This window comes from Thalassobaculum salexigens DSM 19539 (genome assembly GCF_000423805.1).
GTDB classification, from domain to species: Bacteria; Pseudomonadota; Alphaproteobacteria; order Thalassobaculales; family Thalassobaculaceae; genus Thalassobaculum; species Thalassobaculum litoreum.
The window spans coordinates 1,123,158-1,146,225 of the sequence record NZ_KE384093.1; the positions used below are offsets into that span (position 1 = coordinate 1,123,158).

The window sequence follows — 23,068 nt, forward strand, 5'->3', positions numbered from 1 at the left end:
CCTGGATCGGACTGGGGAGGAGGAGGCCATGGCCAAGGTGAAGGTGACGCCCACGGGACGCGAAGCGCCGTTCCATGACGGCGAGTTGATCGTGTCGAAGACCGACCTCAAAGGCCGGATCACATACTGCAACGACGTATTCCTGCGGGTGGCGGGATTCCAGGAGCAGGAGCTGATCGGCGCCCCGCACAGCATCATCCGTCATCCGGATATGCCGCGGTCGGTGTTCAAGCTGCTGTGGGACACGATCGGCGCCGGCAACGAGATCTTCGCCTATGTGATCAACATGGCCAGGAACGGCGATCATTACTGGGTCTTCGCCCATGTCACGCCGAGCTACGACAGTTCGGGCCGGATCGTCAGCTACCATTCGAACCGCCGCAAGCCACGTGCCGACGCCGTGGCCGCGGCCAGCGGCCTGTACAAGCAGCTCAAGGCCATCGAGGACGCGCCCTCGAACCGCAAGGACGGCATGCAGGCCGCCACCGAAGAGCTTCTCAGCATCCTCGCCAAGAAGGAGATCGGCTATGACCGCTTCGTGCTCTCTCTCTAGGACGAAGGCGACCCTGACGGTCGCAGTGGTCGCCTCGGTGGCGAGCGCGGCCCTGCCGTTCCTGCCAGTGCCGTATGCCGGTCTGGCGGCGTCGGCCTGCGCGGTGCTGGCGGCGCTCGGCGCGGTCCTCGCCTTCGTGTACCTGGCCCGGATCCAGCGGTGGATCGACCGAACGGCCTCTGTCGCCAAGGGTGTTGCCAAGGGCGATTTCGAACAGCGTCTGGTCATGATCGAGGAGACCGGCGCGTTGGGGCGGATGCTGTGGTCGGTCAACGACATGGTGGACATGGCCGACGCCTTCGTGCGCGAGGCCGGTGCCGCCATGGAAGCCGTCGAGCAGGGCAAGTTCTTCCGCCTGATCCGCCCGGAAGGCCTGAACGGCCTCTATCTGCGGAATGCACAGCAGATCAACGACGCGACGGCCAGCATGGGCACGCGTCTGGACGCCTTCGCGGAATTGACCGATCGTTTCGAGGGCAAGGTCTGGTCGGTGGTCGACGGCGTCTCCGCCGCGGCCGAGAAACTTCGGACCACCTCCGGGACGCTGAAGACTCAGGCGGGCGAGACCACGCGCCAGGTCGCCGGCGTGTCGGCTGCGACCGAGGAGGCCTCCTCCAACGTGGAGACGGTGGCCTCGGCGGCGGAGGAGCTGTCGGCGTCGATCATGGAGATCACCCGGCAGGTCCGGGAAGGCAGCCGCGTCACGACCGCCGCCAGCAAGGAGGCGGAGGCCGCCGACAAGCTGGTGGGGACCCTGTCTCAGGCGGCGGAGGAGATCGGTACGGTCGGCTCCCTGATCACCGATATCGCCGAACAGACCAACCTGCTGGCCTTGAACGCGACCATCGAGGCGGCACGGGCAGGGGAGGCCGGAAAGGGCTTCGCCGTCGTCGCCAGCGAGGTGAAGTCGCTCGCCAACGAGACCTCGAGCGCGACCCAGCGGATCCAGGAACAGGTCGGCGCGATCCGCGAGGCAACGGCCAACGTGGTGCAGGCGATCCAGACCATCGTGTCGTCGATCGCCGAAGTGTCCTCGGTCACCGGCTCCATCGCCGCCGCGGTGGAGCAGCAGTCCTCGGCGACCAACGAGATCTCCCGCAACGTTCAGGAAGCCTCGGCCGGAACGCGGGAGGTCGCCCGCAGCACGGAAACCGTGGCGCAGTCCGCCCGGGAGACCGACGGGGCCGCCTCGGACCTCAGCTCGGCCTCCAGCGACCTGGCCGAGCAGGCCAAGACGCTGCGCAGCGAGGTGCAGGAGTTCCTGTCGGTGGCTCGCCGGTCGGCCTGAGCGACGCGGCGACGATCAGCGGCGACGATCAGTCGAGAAACCCGGGTTGCGCCTTCAGCGTGACCCGGGCGATCGACCCGAATGGGTGGGCGTATCCGTAGAACGCGAAATTGCTCGCCTGCATGTCGGGATCGGCCGCGATGCGGGCTTCGTACTCCGCCCTCAGCGCCCGGAACGCGGTATCGGTCTCGACATCCCGCTGCCACGTGCCGGCCATGCAGTCCAGCATCTCCTCGGTGGCGGCGAGAAGCTCGTCCGGAGAGGTGTCGCGCACCTCGTATCCCGCCTCGGCGATCTTATCGCTGAAGAGGATGGCAGGAATGCCGGCATCGAGAATCTGACGATACCGCATCGGCTCGGCTGAGCCGGCGACCCAGATCGGTCCTGAGTTCTGCGCCAGACCGAATGCGTTTCGGGCGAGAACGAAGAGATCAACCGCGCGATCAACCTCCCCCCAGTCCGGAAAATTGACATATGCGTCGGGGGGAAAGCCCATCGTGTCCAGTCCGGGCTCGCCGATCCTGATGACCCGGTAGCCGGCCTCGATCAGCCGGCGGATCGACGGCTGATAGGTTTCGACCTTCGGCGTGCGGTAGGCGTGGTACGTCATGCCCGCACGTAGGCGAGCGTTCGGTTGTGGAAGAAGACGAACGGCGCGTCAGGGTCGATCTCATGGGCGCTCAGGATTTCGCGGGCGATGGATTCCGCCTCTTCCGGCAGTTCCAGGAACTTCACCGCCCCTCCGGCCAGAACATGGCGATAGAACCGGATGAAGATGCTGCGCGGGCCGGCGAACAGGCAGTCGAGGTTACCGATACGATGGAAGCCCGCATCCTTCGTGCCGAACACGAGGGCGTCGAAATTGTCGATTTCGATAAACCGGATCTTCGGACTGGTGCAGTTTCGGATCCAGGGGTTCGTCCCCGACCACGACATCAGGTCCGTGAAGATCAGGATACGATCGTAGTCGTCTTCGAACAGCGTGGAGATGATCTGGGTCTCGAAGCCGAAATGCCCGATTCGTGCCGTCTGCGGCAGGATCTAGGCCAAGGTCCTCCCGCCGGGTGCGAGTTCGGGTATGGCCAGCTTCACGATCTCCAGCGCGACCGCCCGTATCGCCTCGTCTGAGAGGACCGGGGTCTCTCTGCCGCTCGCGATGCTCATCCGCGGCATTCCCGATCGCGGAGCCGCTCCACGGGCTTGGCTGCGGATCGTGTGGGGGTATCTTGCCTGATCATGAGTTGGTCTCCGTAACGCTGCGGATCACCGCCGGCCAGTCGTCCTGCGCCACCCATCCCAGGTCGCGTTCGGCCGCCCGGGTGTCAAAGGGGCTCGCGTCGGCGCGCGAGAACCAGCCCTCGTCGTAGAGCGGGGGATGCATGCCCCGGTTGCGGGCGAGGAAGTCCAGGGTATCGACGCTGCCGAGCGTGTCACGGGCCGCGATCAGGTAGACCGAGAACGGGGCCGTGTCGGCCAGCAGGGCGGCCCGGAACGCGGCGGCCGCGTCGCGGGAGGTCACATAGGTCCGCAGCGCCGGCAGCCCGCCGTAGATCGGTCCGTCGAAGGCGATCCCCGGATTGCCGTCCTCCGCCGGCAGGGTTGCCAGCTCCGCCAGCATCTGCGGTGTCTTCACCGGTCGGGCGACCAGGGTCGGGCGCAGGCAGACGATGGAGGCGATCCCGGTGCCGCTCGCGGCATGGCGCCGCGCGAAGCTCTCCGCGGTGCGCTCCATGAGCTGCTTGGTGAGGTCGTAGGTCCGCCGCGGACGCTGGGCATGCGCTTCGTCGACCGGGAGATAGTCGGGCGCATCGCCGGTGTTGAAGCCGTAGGAGGCGGCGGAGGAGGCGACGACGACCTTTTTCACGCCTTCTTCCTCGGCGGCGCGCAGCAGGTTCCAGGTGCCCTGGACGTTGACCTCGAAATAGGTGTGATCGGGCACCTCGACGCCGTCGTCGATTCCGGCCAGATGGATGATCCGATCGTGCCCGCGCACCGCGCTGCGGACCGCGGCGACGTCGCGGATATCGACCTCCCGGTAGATCACGTCCTGACCCGGCGCGCTGACGTCCAGCACCTCCACCCGATGGTCGGGGAGCATCGCCTCGACGACGAACTGCCCGAGGCGCCCGCTGCCGCCGGTGATCAGTACCGTGTTCTCAGCCATCTCGGATCCCCACCTCCAGCGGATTGCGCCACGCGGTCAGACTAATTCTCTTGTACCGATCGAGATAGACGACGTCACGGCCGGGCTGAAATGTCCTCGATGCGTGTTAGATTGACCATCGACAGCATCACCCAAAACGGATGAGACATGCCCGAGGAAGCGCCACAGCCCGAACATCCCCGTCAGGAGCATTTGGGCTTTGACCTGAACCACATCCTCTCCGCCGTGGTGGGCGTCCGCTGCCACATCCCCGAGGACGCTTTCACGGCCTCGGTTCTCGGTACCGAGCGCTCGGGAAACGGCGTGGTTATCCGCAGCGACGGCCTCGTCCTGACCATCGGCTATCTGGTCACCGAGGCCGAGACGATCTGGATCACCGACAACCAGGGCCGGGCCTTTCCCGGCACGGTGCTGGCCTATGATCAGGAGACCGGGCTCGGTCTGATCCAGACCCTGGGCCGCGCCGATCTGCCGGCCGTCGAATTGGGCGTGTCCTCCAATATGCTGGAAGGCGATTCGGTCATCGTGGTCGGCCATGGCGGCCGTCGCTCGGCGATCAACGCCCGGATCATCGCGGTGCGCGAATTCGCCGGGTATTGGGAATACCTGCTGGACGAGGCGATCTTCACCGCGCCGGCCCATCCGAACTGGGGCGGCACCGGCATGTTCGACCAGGACGGACGCCTGGTCGGCATCGGCTCGCTGTTCATCCAGCAGAGCCACGGCGACGACACGCCGATCGACGGCAACATGATCGTGCCGATCGACCTCATCAAGCCGATCTACGAGACCATGATCACCAGCGGCACGTCGGGCCGGATCCCGCGGCCGTGGCTCGGTATGTACTGCACCGAGGTGGAGGAGCGGCTGGTGGTCGCCGGTCTGGCCGATGACGGTCCCTCCGAGGCCGCCGACGTGCAGGTCGGCGACATCGTTGAGAAGATCAACGGTACCCGGGTGTCCACCCTGGCGGAGATGTTCCGCCGGGTCTGGTCGGTCGGACCAGCCGGTGCCGACATTCCGATCACCGTGGTGCGCGAGGGCGAGCGGCTCGACCTCACCATCGCCTCGGTTGCCCGCGGCACCCTGCTGAAGGGTCCGCAGCTGCACTGATCTCAAGGTTCGACGGAGGACACCCATGCGCATCGCCTTCCTCGGCCTCGGCCTGATGGGCGAGGGATTTACCCGTCGGCTCATCGACCTGGGGCACGACGTGACCGGTTTCGACCCCGTGGCCGAGCGGCGCTTAGCGGCCTCCGCCTGGGGCGTGATGCCGGCCGAGACACCCGCCGCCGCCGCTGAGGGCGCGGATCTGGTCATGACCTGTGTGACCACCACCGACGACCTGGAAGCGGCGCTGTTCGGGACGGACGGTTGCGCCGGGACGATGTCCGAGGCGGCGGTCCTGGTGGATTTCTCCACCACGGTGGTGGCCCGCACCAAGGCCATGGCCGGGCAGCTGAAGGCCGAGCGCGGGGCGGGATGGATCGATGCCCCGGTCTCCGGCGGCCCGCCGGCAGCGCGGGACGGCAAACTGGCGATCATGATGGGCGGGGACGAGGCGGATATCGCCCGCGCCCGGCCGGTCCTCGACCAATTGGCGGCGAGCCTGGTGCATCTCGGGCCGGTGGGCGCCGGGCAGGTGACCAAGATGGTCAATCAGGTCTGCGTGCTGACCAATTTCGTGGTGCTGGCGGAGGCCCTGAACCTGGCCGAGCGCGGCGGCGTGGATACGAGCAGGCTGCAGGCGGCGCTGGAGACCGGCTATGCCGGGTCCAACCTCATGGCGGCCATGTGGCCCCGGATGATGTCGCGCGACTACGCCCCGGCCGGCTATCTGCGGCAGGTACTGAAGGATCTCGACATGGTCCACGACCTCGCCCACGACCTGCAGGCGTCGATTCCGATGTCGACCCAGGCGGCGGAACTGTTCCGGCTGATGGCGGCGCGGGGGCACGCGGAGGAGGACGGCATCGCCGTGCTGAAGCTGTTCACCGGGGAAGCGGTGTAGCAGCGGGCCGCTTCGCAAGGCGGCAATCAAGGTGTACAGGGCAATTGTTATTTTGTATACAAACCCAACCGTCACACGAGCCGCCGGTGGCTGCGGTCGCCAGGGCTTGTGAAGACGGCAAAGAAACAAGCACCGCAGAACGGTGCGCAAAACTGCCGTGGACCAGCTGATCGGTTGGGAAAGCGGTGGAACCATAAAAATGATCAGCGGAGGAAATCATGAAAATCAGGACGCTTGTGCGCGCCTCGGTTCTCGCCGGAGCGATGGCATTTGGATTGGGGTCGGCTCATGCCGCCGAGGTCGAGGGACCCGAGGTGTCGTGGAACCTGTCGACCTGGGGCAAGCCCCGGGCCTTCACCGTCGGTCTGGAGTACATCGCCGAGCAGCTCGCGGCGAAGACCGACGGCAAGTTCACCCTGAAGATCCATTACGGCGAGGCGCTGTCCAAGGCGCGCGAGAACCTTGACGGCATCCGTCTCGGCGCCTTCCAGGCGGCTCAGTTCTGCAACTTCTACCATCCGGGCAAGAATCCGGCCTGGATGGTGCTGACGATGCCGTTCCTGCCGATCGGCGATCTGGCGGTTTCCGTCAAGGTGCGCGAGGCGCTGATGGCGCACCCCGCCTTCGTCGCCGACATGGCCAACTGGAATGCCATGCCGTACTTCTCGGCGGTGCTGCCGCAATACGAGTTCCTCGGCCGGGGCGAACCGCCGGCGTCCCTGGCGGACTGGCAGGGCAAGCGGGTCCGGGCCGGCGGCGGCATCGGTCTGGCGATGGAGAAGCTGGGCGCCACCCGGACAACCGTGCCGGCCACGGAGGTCTATACTGGTATCGAGCGTGGCACCATGGACGCGGCCTCGATGCCGTTCACCTACGCCCACGCCGCCTATCAGCTCCACGAGATCAGCGACTGGTTCACCGCGAACCTGTCCCCGGGCACCTCGGAATGCGCCACGGTCCTGAACAAGACCGCGTTCGAGGAACTGCCGGAGCAGTACCAGAAGCTGCTGATGGACCTGAAGCCGTCCGCGTATGAGGCGCAGATCGCCGCCTATGTCGACATCGACAAGAAGAACCTGCCGATGTTCAAGTCGAACCTGACCGAGGTGACCTATACCGAGGAACAGCTCGACGAGTTCCGCAAGGCGGCGGGCAAGCCCGTCTGGGACGAGTGGGTCGCGGAGAATTCCGGCGACTTCGACGCCCAGGGGCTGCTGGACCTGATCTTCTCCGAGGCGAAGAAGGCCCGTCAGTAGGGTCGACGACCCGCCTGCATTCTGACGCGGGGCCGTGCAGTGCGCGGCCCCGCTTCACCCGCCGGCCGTCGGTCGACGGGGTGACGGGATTCATTTAGAGGGGCAGCTACCATGACGGAGCTCTCGACCCTGACGGCGGATCAGGCGGTGTCGGGCGGACGCATGCTCAACCGGCTGGACCGTATGCTGGGGGCGGTGGAACGCGCCACGGCCCTGTTCTCGGGCCTGTTCATCTTCGCCCTGATGCTGGTCGGGGTGACCCAGATCCTGGGGCGAAAGCTCTTCAACGCGCCGATCTTCGGCTATATCGACGCGGTCGAAATGTCGATCGCGGTCTTCGCTTTCCTGGCGATCGCCTATTGCGAGCGGATGAACGGCCATGTCCGCATGGAGATCCTCATCGGCAAACTCCGAGGCCGGCCGCTCTGGATCGCGGAGGCGCTTGGCCAGATCCTCGGCCTGTTCGTGCTCGCGGTTCTCATCTGGTACGGCTGGGAGCACGCGATGCGAGCCTATGAGTACGGCGACTCAACGATCGATGCTCAGATCCCGTGGTGGCCGTCGAAACTGCTGATTCCGGCCGCCTTTGCCCTGCTGTTCCTGCGGCTGCTGCTCAACCTGGTCGGCTATCTGCGCCTGGCGATCGACCGTGAGGCGGCGCCGGTGGCGGTGCCGCTGATCGCGGATGTGCGCCGCCAGGCCATGGAGGAGGCCACGGGCGCTGGGGCGGTCGACGGTCAGACCGCAGAGAAATCTTCCGACGGGAGCGTGCGATGACCGGGTTGAGCAATGAGGCCGTGGGCCTGATCGGCGTCGCCGCCCTGCTTGTCATGGTCGTTCTCGGCGTGCGCGTCTATATCGCGGCGGCCCTGGTCGGATTGGTCGGGCTGATCGCCCTGCTCGGCTGGGATGCCGGGGCAGGGATGATCGGGACGATCCCGCATTCCAAGTCGGTGACCTATACGCTGTCGGTCCTGCCGATGTTCATTCTGATCGGGTTCCTGGCCTTCCATGCCGGCATCACCCGCGCGCTGTTCGACGCCTCGCGCAAGTGGCTGGGCTGGCTGCCCGGCGGCCTTGCCGTCGCCTCGGTCATGGCCACGGCCGGTTTCGCCGCCGTCTCCGGTGCCTCGACGGCGACCGCCGCCGTGTTCGCCCGGGTCGCCATTCCGGAGATGCTGGCCGCCGGCTATTCGCGCCGGATCGCCGCCGGCGTCGTGGCCGCGGGCGGTACGCTCGCCACTCTGATCCCGCCAAGCGCGATCCTGGTGATCTACGCCATCATCGTCGAGGAATCGGTCGGGCAGCTTCTGCTGGCGGGCTTCATCCCCGGCCTGGTCTCCGCCCTGATCTACGTCGCAATCATCCTGCTCTGGGCCAAGCTGGACCCGAAGATCGGACCTGGCATCCACGGGTACACCTGGAGCGACCGGGTGCGGTCGCTGCCGGGGACTTTCCCGGTGATCGCCGTCGTGATCATCATCTTCAGCGCCATGTACTACGGCTGGGCGACCCCGACCGAAGCCGGTGCCCTGGGGGCCTTCGTCGTGTTCCTCATGGCCGTGGCCAACGGGTTGCGATGGGGGGCGTTCAAGGAGTCGCTGCTGGATACGGCGAAGCTCACCGTGATGATCTTCAGCCTGATCTGGGGCGTGCTGGCTTTCGTGCGGTTCCTGGGCTTCGCCGGGCTGCCGGAGCAGTTCACCAACTTCATCGTCTCGCTGCCGTTCGAGCCCTGGGTGGTGATGATCTTCATCCTGATCGGCTACGCGATCCTCGGCATGTTCATGGATGCGATCGGGATGCTGCTGCTGACCCTGCCGGTGGTTTATCCGGCGGTCATGGCGCTCGGCTACGACCCGATCTGGTTCGGCATCATCGTGGTGAAGATGGCGGAGGTCTGTCTGGTGACGCCGCCGATCGGCCTGAACTGCTTCGTCGTCTCGGCGGTGCGCCCGGACATTCCGATCACCACGGTGTTCCGCGGTGTCGGGCCGTTCGTGGTGGCCGATTTCATCACCATCGCCGTCTTCATGATCTGGCCGGAGGTGATTACCTGGCTGCCGCAGACCCTGCTGAACTGACGGTAGCTCAGGCCGGCTGGTAGATCCGTAGCGCGTTGTCGTGGAAGAACGCCCTGCGGTCGCCCTGCGGCATGTCCGCGGTGATCGCCTTCAGCCCGGTGAAGATCTCGTCGTAGCTGGCGCACAGCGAGTCCACCGGGAAGTTGCTTGCCGCCATACAGCGCCCGGCGCCGAAGATCCGAAGGGTCTCGCGCACCACCTCGCCCTGCAGCTCGGGCGTCCAGCGCTGGCCCGGCACGCCGATGCCGGAGATCTTCACCGCCGTGTTCGGCTGTGCGGCCAGACGCTCCATCCCCTCGCGCCAGCCGTCGATTCCCGCCGGTGAGCGGTCGGACGGCAGGCCGGTGTGATTGAGGATGATCTGCGTGTCCGGGAAGTCCCGCGCCAGATCCGCCGCCTCTCCCAGATGCCACCAGGGTGTCTGCAGGTCGTAATGCAGCCCGTGCTCGGCCAGCAGCCGGTAGCCGGCGCGAAAGGCGGGATCGGCCATCGACCCGGGCGCGCCGGCGACAAACCTGTCCGGCGACGGCGCGGCGGCCGGCTTCTGGCGCACCGAGCGGACCAGCGGGAAGGCGGCATGGCCGGCCAGGACCCCGGCGATGTCGTCGCGGGCGAACCAGGCCTGGCCGATCACCGCATGGGGCCAGCCGGTGCGGTCGTGCAGCTCGTGCAGCCACCGCGTCTCGCCGACCGGGTCGGAGGGGTCCCATTCCGCCTCCATATGCACCGACTTCACGACGTTGTGGCGGCCGTGGTCGCGGCGGAAATCGTCGACCAGATAGTCGCGCTTGATCGCGCTGTAGTCGCCGTAGCGGAACGGGATGTCGTGCGCACCCTCCAGCCAGGGGTGGTGGCCGCTGCCCAGCTTCCAGAAATGGTGATGGGCGTCGATGATCGGCAGGTCGTCGTCTGTCATGGATCGGCCTTTGCGGTCAGCGGGCGGGCGAGCGCGGCCTCGATGGTCGGCGCCATGGTCACCGCCGGGGCCGCGATCCCGTGGACTGCGAGTGCCCGGCGGATGTCGTCGGAGGCGCCGGTCAGCACGATCTCGACCCCGTTGCGCTTGGCCCGGGCGACCAGGCTCTCGATGGTGTTGGCGGCGGTGCTGTCGATGAACGGCACGGCGGCGAGGTCGACGATCAGCCGGCGGTGGCTGTCGGCGATCCGGTCGAGCACCGAGCCGATCGACGCGGCCGCCCCGAAGAAGAAGGCGCCGCTGATCCTATAGACCACCGTATCCCGGTCGGCGGCGGCCGCGTCGTCATAGTCGGGACGGTCGTCGCGCTCGTCCTCGGAGACGAAGGGAACCGCGCTTTCCACCGCCGTCACCTTGGACATGCGGTGGATGAACAGCACCGAACCGAGCGCGAAGCCGACGACGATCGCCTCGGTCAGGTCGCGGAACACGGTCAGCCCGAAGGTCGCCAGCAGGACCGCCGCATCGCCGCGCGAGGCCCGCAACAGGGTGAGGAAGGCGTGTTTCTCCACCATGTTCCAGGCCACGAAGGCGAGCACCCCGGCCAGCGCGGCCAGCGGAATGTCGCTGGCCAGCGGCGCGGCGATCAGCACGAAGGCCAGCAGGAAGACGGCATGCAATATCCCCGACACCGGTCCGTGGGCACCGGCCCGCACGTTGGTCGCGGTGCGGGCGATGGTGCCGGTGACGCAGATCCCGCCGAACAGGGCCGAGCCCATATTGGCCACGCCCTGGGCCACCAGCTCGCAGTTGGAGCGGTGGCGGCGGCCGGTCATGCCGTCGGCCACGACGGCGGAGAGCAGGGATTCGATGGAGCCGAGCAGCGCGAAGGCGATGGCGGCGGGCAGCACGGCCTGCATCTTCTCCAGCGATACCTCCGGCAGCGACGGCATGGGGAAGCTCTGGGGGATGCCGCCGAACACGCTGCCGATGGTTTCCACCGGCAGGCCGAAGAGCGCGGTTGCGAGCGCCGATCCGGCCACGGCGATCAGCATGCCGGGCCAGTCCGGGCGCAACCGCTTCAGGGCGACGATCACCGCGACGGTGCCGAGCGACAGGGCGATCGCCGCCGCATCGGCGGTGCCGATGGCGCCGGCCAGAGCCGGCAGTTTCTCCGCCAGCGGTCCAGGCTCGCTGCCGGGCAACGTCAGGCCGAGCAGGGGGCGGATCTGGCTGGCGAAGATGATCACCGCGATCCCGGCGGTGAAGCCAACCGTGACCGGATACGGGATGAACTTGATGAAGGTGCCGAGCCGCAGCAGCCCGATCAGGGCGAGGATCACGCCGGCCATCAGGGTGGCGAGGATCGTGCCGTCCATGCCGTGGGTCTGCACGGTGGCGGCGACCAGGACGATGAAGGCGCCGGCCGGTCCGCCGATCTGGAACCGGCTGCCGCCGAAGGCGGAGACCAGGAAGCCGCCGACGATGGCGGTGTAGAGCCCCTGGGCCGGGGTCGCGCCCGAGGCGATGGCGATCGCCATGGAGAGTGGCAGGGCAACGATGGCGACAGTCAGACCGGCGATGGCGTCACGGCGCAACTGGGCGGCGCCGTATCCCTCGCGGAAGACGGTGAACAGTTTCGGCGTGAAGAGTTCCAGCGTGCTGGGAGCTGCCGGGGAGTGAGGGGCCTGGGTGCCTGCGGTCATGGGATCGACCGAACTCGAAGAGGAGGGGTGAGCGCAGTCTGACGCCCCCTGTCCCTCGGCGCAATCGGCGACCCTGCAGGCGGGACCTTTGGTCGCTCTCAGCTGTCCGGCCGCAGGACGTAGCCGCGGCCGCGCACGGTCTGCAGGAAACGCGGGAACTTCGGGTCCGGCTCTATCTTGCGGCGCAGTCGGGTGATCTGCACGTCGATGGTCCGCGCATTGCCGCTGCTTTCGGTGGCCGCCCCTTCACCCTCGGCCAGGTCCTCGCGGCTGAACACGGTGCCCGGAGAGGCGGCGAAGACCGCCAGCAGGGCGCCTTCGGACTCGGTGAGCCGCACCGGCTCCTCGCCGCGCCACAGCATGTTGCGGACGGGATCGAAGCGGAATTCGCCGAAAGTAATCTCGCCTACCGGCATTGGTTCCGGGGCGGGGGGGAGCGGCTGGGTGGAGCGGCGCAAGATCGTGCGGATCCGCAGTACCAGTTCGCGCGGCTCGAACGGCTTGGTGAGATAGTCGTCCGCACCGCTCTCCAGCCCGGCGATGCGGTCGGACCCTTCGCCCATCGCCGTCAGCAGCAGGATCGGCACCTGGGACTCCGCCCGCAGGGAGCGGGTCAACTCCACGCCGTTCTCGCCGGGCATCATCACGTCGAGGACGATGAGGTCGAAGACCAGGTTCTGGAGATGGGCGCGGGCGGCTGCCGCATCGGCCGCGACGGAGACCCGGAAGCCGTTCTCCATGAGAAAGCGGCGCAGCAGGTTGCGCAGGCGGGCATCGTCGTCGACCGCCAGGATATGAGGGGTTTCCTCGCGCACCGGCCTAGCGCTTGATGCCGGCGATCTTGGTGCCCGTCATCTTGTCGCCGGCAATCTTATTGCCGACGCGGGCGGCCGGTGCGTGGGTCGGACCGCCGGACACGTCGAAACGCTCGCGGTCCGGCGCGTCGATGATGCCGTGCAGGACCAGCTTGAAACCCTGGACCGCATCGGCGCCGGCCTTGCGGAAGGCGTCGGCGATGCGCTCGCGCTGATCGGCGGTCAGGCGGCGCTCCAGCTCGACACCCTTCTGGGTCAGGGTCAGCAGCCGCTGTCGGCGGTCGCGCTCGCCCGGCGTCTGGATGATGAACTCTTCCTCCACCAGGTGGCTGAGGACCCGGCTGAGGCTCTGCTTGGTGATGCGCAGGATCTTGAGGAGTTCGGAGACGGTGATGCCGGGATTGCGACCGACGAAATAAATCACCCGGTGGTGCGCCCGACCGAGTCCGATCTCCGCCAGCATCTCGTCCGGTCCGCCGGTGAAGTCCCGGTAGGCGAAGAACAGCATCTCGATTGCCTGGCGCAATTCCTCTTCCCGCAGGAACAACGGATTCGCGACGCTTTTTACGTCAACCATGTTGACTTACTTTCTTCCGAATGTTAGTCGTTCGGCCTGATAGGGGTAACAAAAGTACACGACCGCTGGGCTTCGCGATGGTTTGTAACGGCGAAAACCCTTCGGCTTCAGGTAGGAAACGATACCATGTCCTTGATTCCATTCGACGATCGTGACGGGTCGATCTGGTTTGACGGCCAGTTGGTTCCGTGGCGCGAAGCCTCTGTGCACGTGCTTACTCACGGCCTGCATTATGCCAGTTCCGTCTTCGAGGGCGAACGCGTTTATGCCGGCAACATCTTCAAGTCCGAGGAGCATACCGCGCGCCTGATCAAGTCGGCGGGCACCCTGGATTTCGAGATTCCGTTCTCGGCCGCCGAGATCGAGACGGCGAAGCGGGCGGTCCTCGACTCCATGGGAATCGTCGACGGCTATCTCCGTCCGGTCGCCTGGCGCGGCAGCGAGATGATGGGTGTGTCTGCCCAGCAGAACACCATTCATCTGGCGGTCGCGGCCTGGGAATGGCCGTCCTATTTCGATCCGGAAGCCAAGATGAAGGGCATCCGCCTGGCGCTGTCGACGTGGCGCCGTCCGGCGCCGGACACCGCGCCGGTCCATGCCAAGGCGGCCGGGCTCTACATGATCTGCACGCTGTCCAAGCACCGCGCCGAGAAGGACGGGTTCCACGACGCCATGATGCTGGACTACCGCGGCTACGTGGCCGAGGCGACCGGCGCCAACGTGTTCTTCGTGATGAAGGACGGCCGGGTCCACACCCCGACCCCGGACTGCTTCCTGAACGGCATTACCCGGCGCACGGTGATCGACCTGCTGAAGGCGCGCGGCGTCGAGGTCGTCGAGCGGCACATCATGCCGGAAGAGATGGCCGATGCCGAGGAGTGCTTCCTGACCGGTACGGCGGCCGAGGTGACCCCGGTCGGCTCCGTGGCCGACTACACGTTCAACCCGGGCGAACTGACCCGTCATATGGTCGAGGATTACGACGCCCTGGTGCGTCGGCCGTCCTCGGCGGCCCAGGCAGCCGAGTAGAGCCAACGGCCGAGTAGGGCCGACCGCTGCACCATTTCCCGTAACGGGAACCGACACGGCCGCCTTCGGGCGGCCGTTTTCGTTTCGCGCGGACGCCGGAACACGCTTGCGACGGCCGGGTCTGGCGACGGAACGGCGGCCGGGGGTGATGCGTTTCTCCTGCAAATGCCGGGCGACAGTCCGTGGTCCGGCGGAACCTGCAACGGGAGAGAGACGGCTATGAATCTATCGCATGGAGCCTGGGTGATGGTTCTCGACGGCGAGAAGTACCTGCTGCTGCACAACCGCGGCGACGCGGAAATTCTCGACCTGCGCGTGGTCGAGCACGACGAGATCGAGAACCCGCCGACCCACGATCAGGGCACCGAGAGGCCGGGCCGCATGGCCGATGCCGGCCTGGGGCGCAGCGCCGTGCAGCAGACCGACTGGCACGCCCTGGAGAAGGCCAACTTCGCCGGCGACGTGGCCGGACGGCTGAAGAACTGGGCGCTGAAGAACCGGTTCTCCGAACTCCTGATCTGCGCCGATCCCAAGACCCTCGGCACGATCCGCCCGAAATACCACAGCGAGGTCTCGCGCCGGCTGGTGGGCGAGATCGACAAGGATCTGACCTCCATGCCGGTGGACGAGGTCGAGCGGATCGTCAAGGCCGCCTGACGGTCCCGACGCGGTGCCGCGCCGGTATCCGGGTGGACAGGGCCGGTACCGCTGCCCAAGCTGGCGGTCACGGTCCCCATAGAGAGACCGATCAACCGGCCGCCGCGGCGCCGACTGGCGCGACGGGGCAGACGAGGGAGCGCGGACGCATATGACCGGCATGGGGCAGGTTCTCGAGGTCGAGAACCGACGCATCGTCTACGACGTCATCGACATCACCGCCCCGTGGCGGTCCGGCCCGCAGCGCACGGTCCTGTTCCACCACGGCGTCGCCATGGACCGGCAGATGTGGCGCGACTGGCTGCCCGCGCTGGTGAATACTCACCGGGTGGTCCTCTTCGACATGTACGGCTGTGGCGAGTCGGAGGCCGACGGCTCCGCCAAGGACTGGAGCCCCCAGGCCCGGGTGCGGGATATCCTGGCGCTGGCGGACGCGGTCGGGGCCGATCTGTTCCATCTGGTCGGCGAGTCCTATGGCGGCACGGTCGCCCTGCTGGCCGGGCTGACCGCGCCCGAACGCATCCTGACGCTGACGGCGGTCACGACGGCCCATGTCGGCTCGTCGATCGCCAGCGTGGACTGGTGGCAGCGGCTGATCGACGAGGTCGGCATGGCGGGCTGGGCGGAGGAGATGATGCCGCACCGGTTCCATCCCGACGGGCTCAGCGCGCCGATGGCGCAGTGGTATCTGAACCGCCAGGCGACGACGACGGGCGAGTCGGTCGTCTGCATCCTGCGCGAGCTTCAGAACCTGGATCTCAAGGAGCGGGTCGCCGAGCTGGACCTGCCGGTTCTGCTGTTGCACGGGGATTCCAGTCCGTTCGTCTCGGCGGCGTTGGTGGCGGATCTGCACGGCCGCCTGCCGAACTCACGGCTGAAGATCTTCCCGCATGCCCGCCACGGGCTGCCGTTCTCGCATGGGCACGCGTGCGGCGAAGCGCTCGCGGCGTTCCTGGCGGATTGGGAGGCGGGTGTCTAAAAGACTCGGGGCGGCGGATCAGGCCGTCGCCGGCAGCATCTCACCGGCATAGACGTCGTCATAATCGACGATCGCATAGGCGCTCGGGTCGGCGAACAGCGCGCGCAGCGCGGCGTTGTTGATCTGGTGGCCGGCCTTGACCGCGTCCACGTGGCCGATCAGCGGCGCCCCGGCGAGGTAGAGGTCGCCGACGCAGTCCAGCACCTTGTGGCGCACGAACTCGTCCGGGAAGCGCAGGCCTTCCTCGTTCATGATCCGGTCGCCGTCGACCACGACCGCGTTGTCCAGGCTGCCGCCGCGGGCGAGGCCGGCGGCCTGCAGATACTCGACCTCGTGCAGGAAGCCGAAGGTCCGAGCCTGGGCGATCTCGTGGCGGAAGGTGCCGTTCACCATCTCGACGCCGAGCGAGGCCTTGCCGATCGCCTTGCTGGTGAAGTCGATCTCGAAATCGATGGCGTAGCTGTCGGCCGGGCTCAGCGTCACGCGCTTGCCGTCCATGTCGACGGTGACCGGCTTGCGAATCTCGATGGCGCGGCGCGGCGCGTCCTGCTCGGCGATGCCGGCGCAGTCGATCAGGAACACGAACGGCTCGGACGAGCCGTCCATGATCGCCACCTCGGGGCCGTCGAGTTCCACCACGGCGTTGTCGATCTCGCAGCCGGCGAAGGCGGCCATCAGGTGTTCGACGGTGCCGACGCGCACGTCGTCCTCGTTGCCCAGGACCGTGCACAGGCGGGTGTCGACCACGTTGTCGTAGCGGGCGGCGATCACCGGGTTGTGGTCGTGGACATCGGTACGGTGGAAGACGATCCCGTGGTTCACGGGGGCGGGGCAGAGCCGCATGGTGATGGGCTTGCCCGAATGGAGGCCGACGCCGCGACACGGAATGGCGCGCTTGAGCGTCTTTTGTCGGGACGCTTCGGCGTGTCCGGGGAATCGTGTCGCCATGATCACTGTCGGGCCTCAATCATTCCATGTTCGGGGTCTACTCAAATATCCGAAATGGACAAAAAGCGACCCCGGTAGATGTAGCAATCCAACCGGGGTCGCGAAATTCACTCTTTGTTACAGACTGTTACCGTAATTACGGTTCCTTATCAAAGAGTTACAAGGCGATGCTCAATTGGCCTGCCGCCGCAGGAAGGCCGGGATGTCGAGCATCTCGTCTTCGTTCTGGCTGGCCCGCACCCGATCGCCCGGGTTGAGTGCGCCGAGGCGCGGCTGGGAGGCCGAAGCCGCGGCCGGGCGCTGGGCCTGCTGCGGCTGCGGAGCGGGGGCTTCCGCCGGCTTGTCGTTCTTCAGGCCGAGGCCGGTGATCTGCCGGAACAGACCGGCGCCACGGGACTTCGGCGCGGGCTCTGCGGCTTCCGGGCGGCTGGCGTTGACCATGTCGCTACCGCGGAACGGATCGGCCGCCTTCGGCGTCATGTCCGGGCGCCGCTGGGGCACCGTGGAGGCCGACGGGACGAAGGCGTCGGAGGCCACCTTGGCCACGGCCGGGGCTGCGGCATCGACGATCTCGGCTTCCTCGACCTGGGCGGCTTCCCGGGTCTGCTCGGCCGAGTCGTCCAGGGAGGCCACCTCGGCGTAATCATCGGAGTCCGGGAAGGACAGCTCGCCGATGCCGCTCTCGGCCTGGCGGGTGATGTCCAGGGTGGACATGGACGCCGCCGGCTTCTGGGCCGGGGCCATCGGGGCCGCCTCGGCGCGGATCGCGGTCTCCGGCACGGGCTCCGGCTCCGGCTGCTTGACCGGGCGCGGGGTGACGACCGAGAGCTGCGGACGCGGCTTGGCGACCTGGCCCTCGGCGGCGATCCCGGTGGCGACCACGGAGACCCGCATCACCCCTTCCATCTTCTCGTCGAAAGTCGAGCCGAAGATGATGTTGGCGTCGCTGTCCACTTCCTCGCGGATGCGGTTGGCCGCCTCGTCGACCTCGAACAGGGTCATGTCGAAGCCGCCGGTGATGTTGATCAGCACGCCCTTCGCGCCCTTCATCGAGGCGTCTTCCAGGAGCGGGTTGTTGATCGCGGCCTCGGCCGCGTCGATGGCGCGCTTCTCGCCGCTGGCCTCGCCGGTGCCCATCATCGCCTTGCCCATCTCGCTCATGACCGTGCGGATGTCCGCGAAGTCGAGGTTGATCAGGCCCGGCATGACCATCAGGTCGGTGACGCCGCGCACACCGGAGTGCAGCACGTCGTCGGCCATGTTGAAGGCGTCCGCGAAGGTCGTCTTCTCGTTGGCGATGCGGAACAGGTTCTGGTTCGGGATGATGATCAGCGTGTCGACGTAGCTGGTCAGCTCCTCGATGCCGCCCTCGGCCAGGCGCATGCGGTGCTGGCCTTCGAAGTGGAACGGCTTGGTGACCACGCCGACGGTCAGGATGCCGCGCTCGCGCGCCGCCCGGGCGATCACCGGAGCGGCACCCGTGCCGGTGCCGCCGCCCATGCCGGCGGTGATGAAGCACATGTTGGCGCCGTTCAGGGCGTCGAGGATGTCCTCGATCGACTCCTCGGCGGCGGCACGGCCGACATCCGGACGGGAGCCGGCGCCGAGACCCTGGGTGACCTCGGCTCCGAGCTGGATGCGGCGCTCGGCCATGGACTGCTTCAGCGCCTGGGCGTCGGTATTGGTCGAGATGAAGTTCACGCCGCCGAGATTGGCGCTGATCATGTTGTTGACGGCGTTGCAGCCGGCGCCGCCGACACCGACGACGGTGATGTTCGGGGCCAGCTCGTTGTCTTCGTTGGGAACGGTGATGTTGATGGTCATCGGTGCCTCCGGGGTAACGTCAATTCTGGTCTTGGTGGGGGGAGCGGCCGTCGCCGCGGGGGTCTTGTTTCGTCGAGGGTCCGTCGCCGGGCGCGTCGGCGGCGGGGGAGTGGTGCGGGTCGCGCGAAACGACGCTCGTCGCCTGACGGCGCCAGCAGGAGCCGTGGGCACCGACCGAGGGCTGGACGGTGATGGGGCGGGCGGATGCGGGGGAGTGCGGGGATCGTTCGCGCATCAGAAATGCTCCTTCAGCCACGAGCCCATGCGGCCGAACAGGCCGGTGGACTCGGTTTGCGGGGCGGGCGCCAGTCGCGGGGTGTCGAGGTGGGGGTTGGCGGCGTAGACCAGCAGCCCGGCGCAGGTGGAGAAGGCAGGCCCGCCCGCAGCCTCGGCGAGGCCCTGGACGCGGATCGGCCGGCCCATGCGGACCTGCTTGTCGAGGATGAGCTGGGCGAGCTCGCGCGCGCCCGGCAGCTGGCTTGCACCGCCGGTCAGCACGACGCGCCGGCCGGCGATCTTGTCGAACCCGCTGGCTTCCAGGCGGGAACGGACAAGCTCGAAAGTCTCCTCGAGCCGCGGCCGGATGATGCCGACCAGCAGCGACTTGGAGACGTGATTGGGTTGGACGTGGTCCTCCTCGCCGATCGGCGGAACGTCGATCGTCTCCTGATCGTCCAGCGGCGAGGGCAGGGCGCTGCCGTACAGCGTCTTGATCCGCTCGGCGGCGAGGATCGGGGTGGAGAACCCGCGGGCGATGTCGTTGGTGACGTGGTGGCCGCCGACCGGGATGCAGTCAGTATAGACCACGTTGCCGTCGAAGAAGACGGCGAAGCTGGTGGTGCCGCCGCCCATGTCGATGACGGTGACGCCCAGATCCATCTCGTCGTCGACCAGGCAGGACAGGCCGGACGCATAGGGCGAGACGACCAGCGCGTCCATGTCCAGATGGCAGCGTCCCAGTACGGTGGAGAGGGTGCGCACCGCGCCGCTGTTGGCGGTGACCACGTGCATATGCGCGCCCAGGGTCTCGCCGAACATGCCGCGCGGGTCGCGGATGCCGTTGGTGCCGTCGATGGTGAAGCCGATCGGGATCGAGTGGATCAGGTCCTGGCCTTCCAGGTCCTCCAGGTGGCGCCACTGGTCGAGCACCCGGCGCAGGTCGCTGTCGCCGACCTCGTGACCGGCGACCGAGACCTCCACCCCCACGGTCTGCGAGGCCGGCCAGCCGCCGGAGATGTTCACCAGCACCGAGCGCAGCTCGGCCCCGGCCATCTTCTCCGCCGCGTGCACGGCATTGAGAATGGACGCTTCGAGCTGGTCGACATCGGTGATCCGCCCGGCCTTCACGCCGCGGCTGACCTGGTGGCCGATGCCGGCGACGCGGATCGAGCCCGACGGCAGCCCGGCGCCCGCCAGCAGCGGGTTCGACGAGGGATCGCCGATCTTGGCCACGAAACAGCACACCTTGCTCGACCCGATGTCGAGGGCGGCGACCAGTCCGCTTCGTGCTTTGCCCAGGGGCTTTCTCACCGTCGTTTCCTTCTTCTCGTCAGGTGTTTTCGCCGGGCGCCCGGGCGCGCTCGCGCGCGGCCGGGGTCACCCGCATGATCAGCTGGTCGGGAATGCGCAGGTCGATGGTCACCACGTCGCGCTCCAGCACGCCGTGCTCGCGCGCCAGGCTGGCGAGATGGGTCCAGGCGCCGGCCGGATCGACTTCCGGCAGCTCCACGTCCATTCCGTTGTTCAGCCGGATGGTCCAGCGCCTGCCGCTGACCCAGGTCAGGGCGCGCACCCGCTGCAGCAGGTCCGGCTCGCTCGACAGCATTGCCAGGGCGCCGGCCGCGCGCTTCGGGGCCTCTTCGCCGATCACGATGGGCAGGTCGTGGAACTTGCGGATGTCCTGGCCGTCGATCGCGACGCCGTCCTGATCCACCAGGGTGAAGTCGCGGCCGCGCTGCCACAGGGCCAGCGGCCGGCGTTCCACCAGCGTCACATGCAGGGTATCGGGCAGCCGGCGTTCGATCCGCGCGTCCTTGACCCAGGGCAGGTCGACGACGCGCGCGCGCATCTCCGCGAGGTCGATGGCGAGGATCGGCGTGCCGCGCTGCACGCCCACCTGCTCCAGCAGGGCGGCGCGGTTGGTGTTCTCGCGACCGGAGACCAGCACGTCGTTGATGGCGAGCCCGGCATCGGCGGTGACCTGCAGCACGCCGGTCGTGACATTCGACCAGGCGCGGGTGAGGTGGCCGGACTGGACGGTCCAGCCGATCGCCCCGCCGGCGCCGACGATCACCACGGCCGCGACGCCGAAGCGCAGCAGGTGACCGCGCCAGGCCGGGGCCGGGCGGTGGCGGCGGGGGGCCACCTTGCCGCGCTTGGCCTTGGCCGGGGCCTTCTTCGAGCCCGAGAAGGGGGTCAGTAGTCGCATTGGGCCCCCTCCACCATGCGGGCGACCAGGTCCTGGAACGAGATGCCGCGGAAGGCGGCCTGCTCCGGCACCAGGGAGGTCGGGGTCATGCCGGGCTGGGTGTTGATCTCAAGGAGGTACAGCGTGCCCGGATCCGACTGGGTGTCGTCGTAGCGGAAGTCGCAGCGGCTCACCCCGCGGCAGCCGAGCGCCTCGTGGGCGCGTCGCGCCATCTCCAGCGCCTCCTTGCGGATGGTGGCGGGGACCGGCGCCGGCAGCAGGTGGATCGAGCCGCCCTCGGCATATTTCGCTTCGTAATCGTAGAAGCCGCGGTCGGAGGTAATCTCCGTCACTTCCAGCGGCTCGCCGTCGAGCACGGCGACGGTCAGCTCGCGGCCGTCGATGAACGGCTCGACAAGCACCCGGTCGCCGAAGGTCCAGTCGTCGCCGGTCGGCCGGTAGTTGTCGCCTTCCCTGACGATATGCACGCCGACGCTGGAGCCCTGGTCGATCGGCTTGATCACGTAGGGCGGATCCATGGGATGGCCGGTCTCGAAGGCATCGAGAGTGACCACCTTGCCGCCGGGGCAGCGCAGGCCGAGACGGGCGAACACGTCCTTCGCCGTCGGCTTGTCCATCGCCACCGCCGAGGCGCGCACGCCGGAATGGGTGTAGGGGATGCCGAGCACGTTCAGCACGCCCTGGATCGTGCCGTCCTCGCCGACCGGGCCGTGCAGGGCGTTGAAGCACACATCCGGGTGCATCGCCTCCAGCTTGCCGGCGATGGCGCGGTCGACATCGATCTCGGTCACCTTGAAGCCGGCCTGGCGCAGCGCCTTGGCGCATTCCCGGCCGGAGGAGAGCGACACCTCGCGCTCCGGCGACCAGCCGCCCTTCAGGACGGCCACATGGGTCTCGGCCCGGCTCATGCCTGCTCTCCCGTGTTAGCCGGTTTGCCGATGCGGCGGATCTCCCAGCGCAGCTCGATGCCGCTGGTGTCCTTCACCCGGCGGCGGACTTCCTCGCCCAGGCTCTCGATCTCCTCTGCGGTGGCGTCGCCCATGTTCAGCAGGAAGTTGCAGTGCAGCTCCGACACCATGGCGTCACCGATCCGCAACCCGCGGCAGCCGGCCTCGTCGATCAGCTTCCAGGCCTTGCCGCCCTCCGGGTTGGCGAAGGTCGACCCGCCCGTGCGCACGCGGCGCGGCTGGGTATCCTCGCGGGCGTCGCGGATGTCGCGCATGGTCTGGGCGATGGTTTCCGCATCGCCCGGCCGGGCGCGGAAGGTGGCGCTGGTGACGATCCAGTCCTCCGGCAGGTCGCTGTGCCGGTAGGACAGGCCGAGGTCGTCGGCGCTCAGGGTGTGGGCGTGGCCGAGGGGGTCCACCGCGCGGGCGGAGATCAGGGCGTCGCGCACCTCGCTGCCATAGGCGCCGGCGTTCATGCGCAGCGCGCCGCCGATGGAGCCGGGAATACCCGACAGGAACTCCAGCCCGGTCAGGCCGGCCTTCTGCGCGGTGGCGGCGACGGTCACGTCCAGGGCGGCGGCACCGGCGGTAACCCGCTCGCCGTCCACCGAGATCTGCGCGAAGGGCTTGCCCAGCCGCACGACCACGCCGTCCAGCCCGCCGGAGCGCACCAGCAGGTTGGAGCCGACGCCGATCACCGTCACCGGGACGTCGCCCGGCTTGCCGGCCAGGAAGTCCATCAGGTCGGCCTCGTCCGCCGGCCGGTACAGGACCTCGGCCGGACCGCCGACCTTGAACCAGGTCAGCGGGGCCAGCGGCGCGTCCTCGCGGTATGCGCCGCGCAGCTCGGGCAGTCGGTCGATCAATTTGGTCATGGCGGTTCGCC

23 protein-coding genes are annotated in these 23,068 nt (G+C 67.8%); 10 read left to right on the forward strand and 13 right to left on the reverse strand.

All coding sequences use genetic code 11. The features are described 5' to 3' along the window. Positions 1-28: 28 nt before the first annotated feature. Together G578_RS0109630 and G578_RS0109635 are read left to right on the forward strand one after the other, a co-directional pair. Entirely contained in the window at positions 29-553 is a 525-nt protein-coding gene (locus G578_RS0109630; RefSeq protein ID WP_028794057.1) for a PAS domain-containing protein, read from the forward strand. Then, positions 528-1,841, forward strand: coding sequence for a methyl-accepting chemotaxis protein (locus G578_RS0109635; RefSeq protein WP_028794058.1), 1,314 nt, complete (start codon positions 528-530; stop codon positions 1,839-1,841). Before G578_RS0109630 ends, G578_RS0109635 begins: the two co-directional genes overlap by 26 nt. Positions 1,842-1,869: 28 nt before the next feature. Here G578_RS0109635 and G578_RS0109640 read toward each other — a convergent pair whose 3' ends face one another. The 3 genes from G578_RS0109640 to G578_RS28320 all read right to left on the reverse strand — a co-directional run bounded on the left by G578_RS0109640 (position 1,870) and on the right by G578_RS28320 (position 4,005). Next, positions 1,870-2,451 (reverse strand): TIGR04372 family glycosyltransferase, encoded by a 582-nt coding sequence (locus G578_RS0109640; protein WP_028794059.1) that lies wholly within the window; start codon positions 2,449-2,451, stop codon positions 1,870-1,872. After that, the gene (locus G578_RS0109645) at positions 2,448-2,690 is read right to left on the reverse strand and encodes a hypothetical protein (protein WP_156907250.1); all 243 of its coding nucleotides are present in this window, start codon (positions 2,688-2,690) and stop codon (positions 2,448-2,450) included. The genes G578_RS0109640 and G578_RS0109645 overlap by 4 nt, the downstream gene beginning before the upstream one ends. 385 nt (positions 2,691-3,075) lie before the next feature. Continuing rightward, positions 3,076-4,005, reverse strand: coding sequence for an NAD-dependent epimerase/dehydratase family protein (locus tag G578_RS28320; protein WP_028794061.1), 930 nt, complete (start codon positions 4,003-4,005; stop codon positions 3,076-3,078). Positions 4,006-4,152: 147 nt separating this feature from the next. On the opposite strand from G578_RS28320, the gene G578_RS0109660 reads away from it, so the two are divergent. From G578_RS0109660 to G578_RS0109680, 5 genes are all read left to right on the forward strand, one after another. Continuing rightward, positions 4,153-5,118, forward strand: a complete 966-nt coding sequence (locus G578_RS0109660; RefSeq protein WP_028794062.1) for a S1C family serine protease — start codon at positions 4,153-4,155, stop codon at positions 5,116-5,118. Between the two features lie 25 nt (positions 5,119-5,143). Then, positions 5,144-6,016, forward strand: a complete 873-nt coding sequence (locus G578_RS0109665; RefSeq protein WP_028794063.1) for an NAD(P)-dependent oxidoreductase — start codon at positions 5,144-5,146, stop codon at positions 6,014-6,016. Between the two features lie 218 nt (positions 6,017-6,234). Next, on the forward strand, positions 6,235-7,272 hold the full coding sequence (locus tag G578_RS0109670) for a C4-dicarboxylate TRAP transporter substrate-binding protein (RefSeq protein WP_028794064.1): 1,038 nt from the start codon (positions 6,235-6,237) through the stop codon (positions 7,270-7,272). 111 nt (positions 7,273-7,383) lie between these two features. Beyond that, positions 7,384-8,049 carry a TRAP transporter small permease subunit gene (locus tag G578_RS25625; protein WP_051244467.1) on the forward strand — a complete coding sequence of 222 codons (666 nt, stop codon included), beginning with the start codon at positions 7,384-7,386 and terminating at the stop codon, positions 8,047-8,049. Beyond that, on the forward strand, positions 8,046-9,356 hold the full coding sequence (locus tag G578_RS0109680) for a TRAP transporter large permease (RefSeq protein ID WP_175474211.1): 1,311 nt from the start codon (positions 8,046-8,048) through the stop codon (positions 9,354-9,356). Before G578_RS25625 ends, G578_RS0109680 begins: the two co-directional genes overlap by 4 nt. Positions 9,357-9,363: 7 nt before the next feature. On the opposite strand, the gene G578_RS0109685 is transcribed toward G578_RS0109680, so the two are convergent. The 4 genes from G578_RS0109685 to G578_RS25630 all read right to left on the reverse strand — a co-directional run bounded on the left by G578_RS0109685 (position 9,364) and on the right by G578_RS25630 (position 13,370). Next, entirely contained in the window at positions 9,364-10,272 is a 909-nt protein-coding gene (locus G578_RS0109685; protein ID WP_028794066.1) for an amidohydrolase family protein, read from the reverse strand. Beyond that, entirely contained in the window at positions 10,269-11,978 is a 1,710-nt protein-coding gene (locus G578_RS0109690; RefSeq protein WP_028794067.1) for a SulP family inorganic anion transporter, read from the reverse strand. Before G578_RS0109690 ends, G578_RS0109685 begins: the two co-directional genes overlap by 4 nt. Before the next feature lie 98 nt (positions 11,979-12,076). Then, on the reverse strand, positions 12,077-12,793 hold the full coding sequence (locus G578_RS0109695) for a response regulator (RefSeq protein ID WP_028794068.1): 717 nt from the start codon (positions 12,791-12,793) through the stop codon (positions 12,077-12,079). 4 nt (positions 12,794-12,797) lie between these two features. Beyond that, positions 12,798-13,370, reverse strand: coding sequence for a MarR family winged helix-turn-helix transcriptional regulator (locus tag G578_RS25630; protein WP_051244473.1), 573 nt, complete (start codon positions 13,368-13,370; stop codon positions 12,798-12,800). 126 nt (positions 13,371-13,496) lie between these two features. On the opposite strand from G578_RS25630, the gene G578_RS0109705 reads away from it, so the two are divergent. From G578_RS0109705 to G578_RS0109715, 3 genes are all read left to right on the forward strand, one after another. Beyond that, entirely contained in the window at positions 13,497-14,399 is a 903-nt protein-coding gene (locus G578_RS0109705) for a branched-chain amino acid aminotransferase (protein ID WP_028794069.1), read from the forward strand. A 219-nt stretch (positions 14,400-14,618) separates the two neighbouring features. After that, a complete protein-coding gene (locus G578_RS0109710; RefSeq protein ID WP_028794070.1) occupies positions 14,619-15,056 on the forward strand; it encodes a baeRF12 domain-containing protein in 438 nt (145 codons plus the stop codon). Positions 15,057-15,207: 151 nt separating this feature from the next. Next, positions 15,208-16,035, forward strand: coding sequence for an alpha/beta fold hydrolase (locus G578_RS0109715; protein WP_028794071.1), 828 nt, complete (start codon positions 15,208-15,210; stop codon positions 16,033-16,035). Positions 16,036-16,053: 18 nt separating this feature from the next. On the opposite strand, the gene lpxC is transcribed toward G578_RS0109715, so the two are convergent. The 6 genes from lpxC to murB form a co-directional block, all read right to left on the reverse strand. Then, a complete protein-coding gene (lpxC, locus tag G578_RS0109720) occupies positions 16,054-16,983 on the reverse strand; it encodes a UDP-3-O-acyl-N-acetylglucosamine deacetylase (RefSeq protein ID WP_051244868.1) in 930 nt (309 codons plus the stop codon). Positions 16,984-17,154: 171 nt separating this feature from the next. Further along, complete coding sequence (gene ftsZ / locus G578_RS0109725; protein WP_028794073.1) at positions 17,155-18,807, reverse strand: cell division protein FtsZ; 1,653 nt, start codon at positions 18,805-18,807, stop codon at positions 17,155-17,157. A gap of 234 nt (positions 18,808-19,041) precedes the next feature. Then, positions 19,042-20,337, reverse strand: coding sequence for a cell division protein FtsA (ftsA, locus tag G578_RS0109730; protein WP_028794074.1), 1,296 nt, complete (start codon positions 20,335-20,337; stop codon positions 19,042-19,044). A gap of 19 nt (positions 20,338-20,356) precedes the next feature. Next, positions 20,357-21,235 (reverse strand): cell division protein FtsQ/DivIB, encoded by an 879-nt coding sequence (locus tag G578_RS25635; protein ID WP_051244475.1) that lies wholly within the window; start codon positions 21,233-21,235, stop codon positions 20,357-20,359. Further along, positions 21,223-22,143, reverse strand: a complete 921-nt coding sequence (locus tag G578_RS0109740) for a D-alanine--D-alanine ligase (protein ID WP_028794075.1) — start codon at positions 22,141-22,143, stop codon at positions 21,223-21,225. Before G578_RS0109740 ends, G578_RS25635 begins: the two co-directional genes overlap by 13 nt. Continuing rightward, positions 22,140-23,057, reverse strand: a complete 918-nt coding sequence (gene murB, locus G578_RS0109745; protein ID WP_028794076.1) for a UDP-N-acetylmuramate dehydrogenase — start codon at positions 23,055-23,057, stop codon at positions 22,140-22,142. The genes G578_RS0109740 and murB overlap by 4 nt, the downstream gene beginning before the upstream one ends. Between the last annotated feature and the right edge of the window lie 11 nt (positions 23,058-23,068).

What these genes read in the sequence shown, in the direction of transcription:
- G578_RS0109630 (WP_028794057.1), top strand. Translation starts at nt 29, where the DNA reads ATGGCCAAGGTGAAGGTGACGCCCACGGGACGCGAAGCGCCGTTCCAT.
- G578_RS0109635 (WP_028794058.1), top strand. Translation starts at nt 528, where the DNA reads ATGACCGCTTCGTGCTCTCTCTCTAGGACGAAGGCGACCCTGACGGTC.
- G578_RS0109640 (WP_028794059.1), bottom strand. Translation starts at nt 2,451, where the DNA reads ATGACGTACCACGCCTACCGCACGCCGAAGGTCGAAACCTATCAGCCG.
- G578_RS28320 (WP_028794061.1), bottom strand. Translation starts at nt 4,005, where the DNA reads ATGGCTGAGAACACGGTACTGATCACCGGCGGCAGCGGGCGCCTCGGG.
- G578_RS0109660 (WP_028794062.1), top strand. Translation starts at nt 4,153, where the DNA reads ATGCCCGAGGAAGCGCCACAGCCCGAACATCCCCGTCAGGAGCATTTG.
- G578_RS0109665 (WP_028794063.1), top strand. Translation starts at nt 5,144, where the DNA reads ATGCGCATCGCCTTCCTCGGCCTCGGCCTGATGGGCGAGGGATTTACC.
- G578_RS0109670 (WP_028794064.1), top strand. Translation starts at nt 6,235, where the DNA reads ATGAAAATCAGGACGCTTGTGCGCGCCTCGGTTCTCGCCGGAGCGATG.
- G578_RS25625 (WP_051244467.1), top strand. Translation starts at nt 7,384, where the DNA reads ATGACGGAGCTCTCGACCCTGACGGCGGATCAGGCGGTGTCGGGCGGA.
- G578_RS0109680 (WP_175474211.1), top strand. Translation starts at nt 8,046, where the DNA reads ATGACCGGGTTGAGCAATGAGGCCGTGGGCCTGATCGGCGTCGCCGCC.
- G578_RS0109685 (WP_028794066.1), bottom strand. Translation starts at nt 10,272, where the DNA reads ATGACAGACGACGACCTGCCGATCATCGACGCCCATCACCATTTCTGG.
- G578_RS0109690 (WP_028794067.1), bottom strand. Translation starts at nt 11,978, where the DNA reads ATGACCGCAGGCACCCAGGCCCCTCACTCCCCGGCAGCTCCCAGCACG.
- G578_RS25630 (WP_051244473.1), bottom strand. Translation starts at nt 13,370, where the DNA reads ATGGTTGACGTAAAAAGCGTCGCGAATCCGTTGTTCCTGCGGGAAGAG.
- G578_RS0109705 (WP_028794069.1), top strand. Translation starts at nt 13,497, where the DNA reads ATGTCCTTGATTCCATTCGACGATCGTGACGGGTCGATCTGGTTTGAC.
- G578_RS0109710 (WP_028794070.1), top strand. Translation starts at nt 14,619, where the DNA reads ATGAATCTATCGCATGGAGCCTGGGTGATGGTTCTCGACGGCGAGAAG.
- G578_RS0109715 (WP_028794071.1), top strand. Translation starts at nt 15,208, where the DNA reads ATGACCGGCATGGGGCAGGTTCTCGAGGTCGAGAACCGACGCATCGTC.
- lpxC (WP_051244868.1), bottom strand. Translation starts at nt 16,983, where the DNA reads ATGGCGACACGATTCCCCGGACACGCCGAAGCGTCCCGACAAAAGACG.
- ftsZ (WP_028794073.1), bottom strand. Translation starts at nt 18,807, where the DNA reads ATGACCATCAACATCACCGTTCCCAACGAAGACAACGAGCTGGCCCCG.
- G578_RS25635 (WP_051244475.1), bottom strand. Translation starts at nt 21,235, where the DNA reads ATGCGACTACTGACCCCCTTCTCGGGCTCGAAGAAGGCCCCGGCCAAG.
- G578_RS0109740 (WP_028794075.1), bottom strand. Translation starts at nt 22,143, where the DNA reads ATGAGCCGGGCCGAGACCCATGTGGCCGTCCTGAAGGGCGGCTGGTCG.
- murB (WP_028794076.1), bottom strand. Translation starts at nt 23,057, where the DNA reads ATGACCAAATTGATCGACCGACTGCCCGAGCTGCGCGGCGCATACCGC.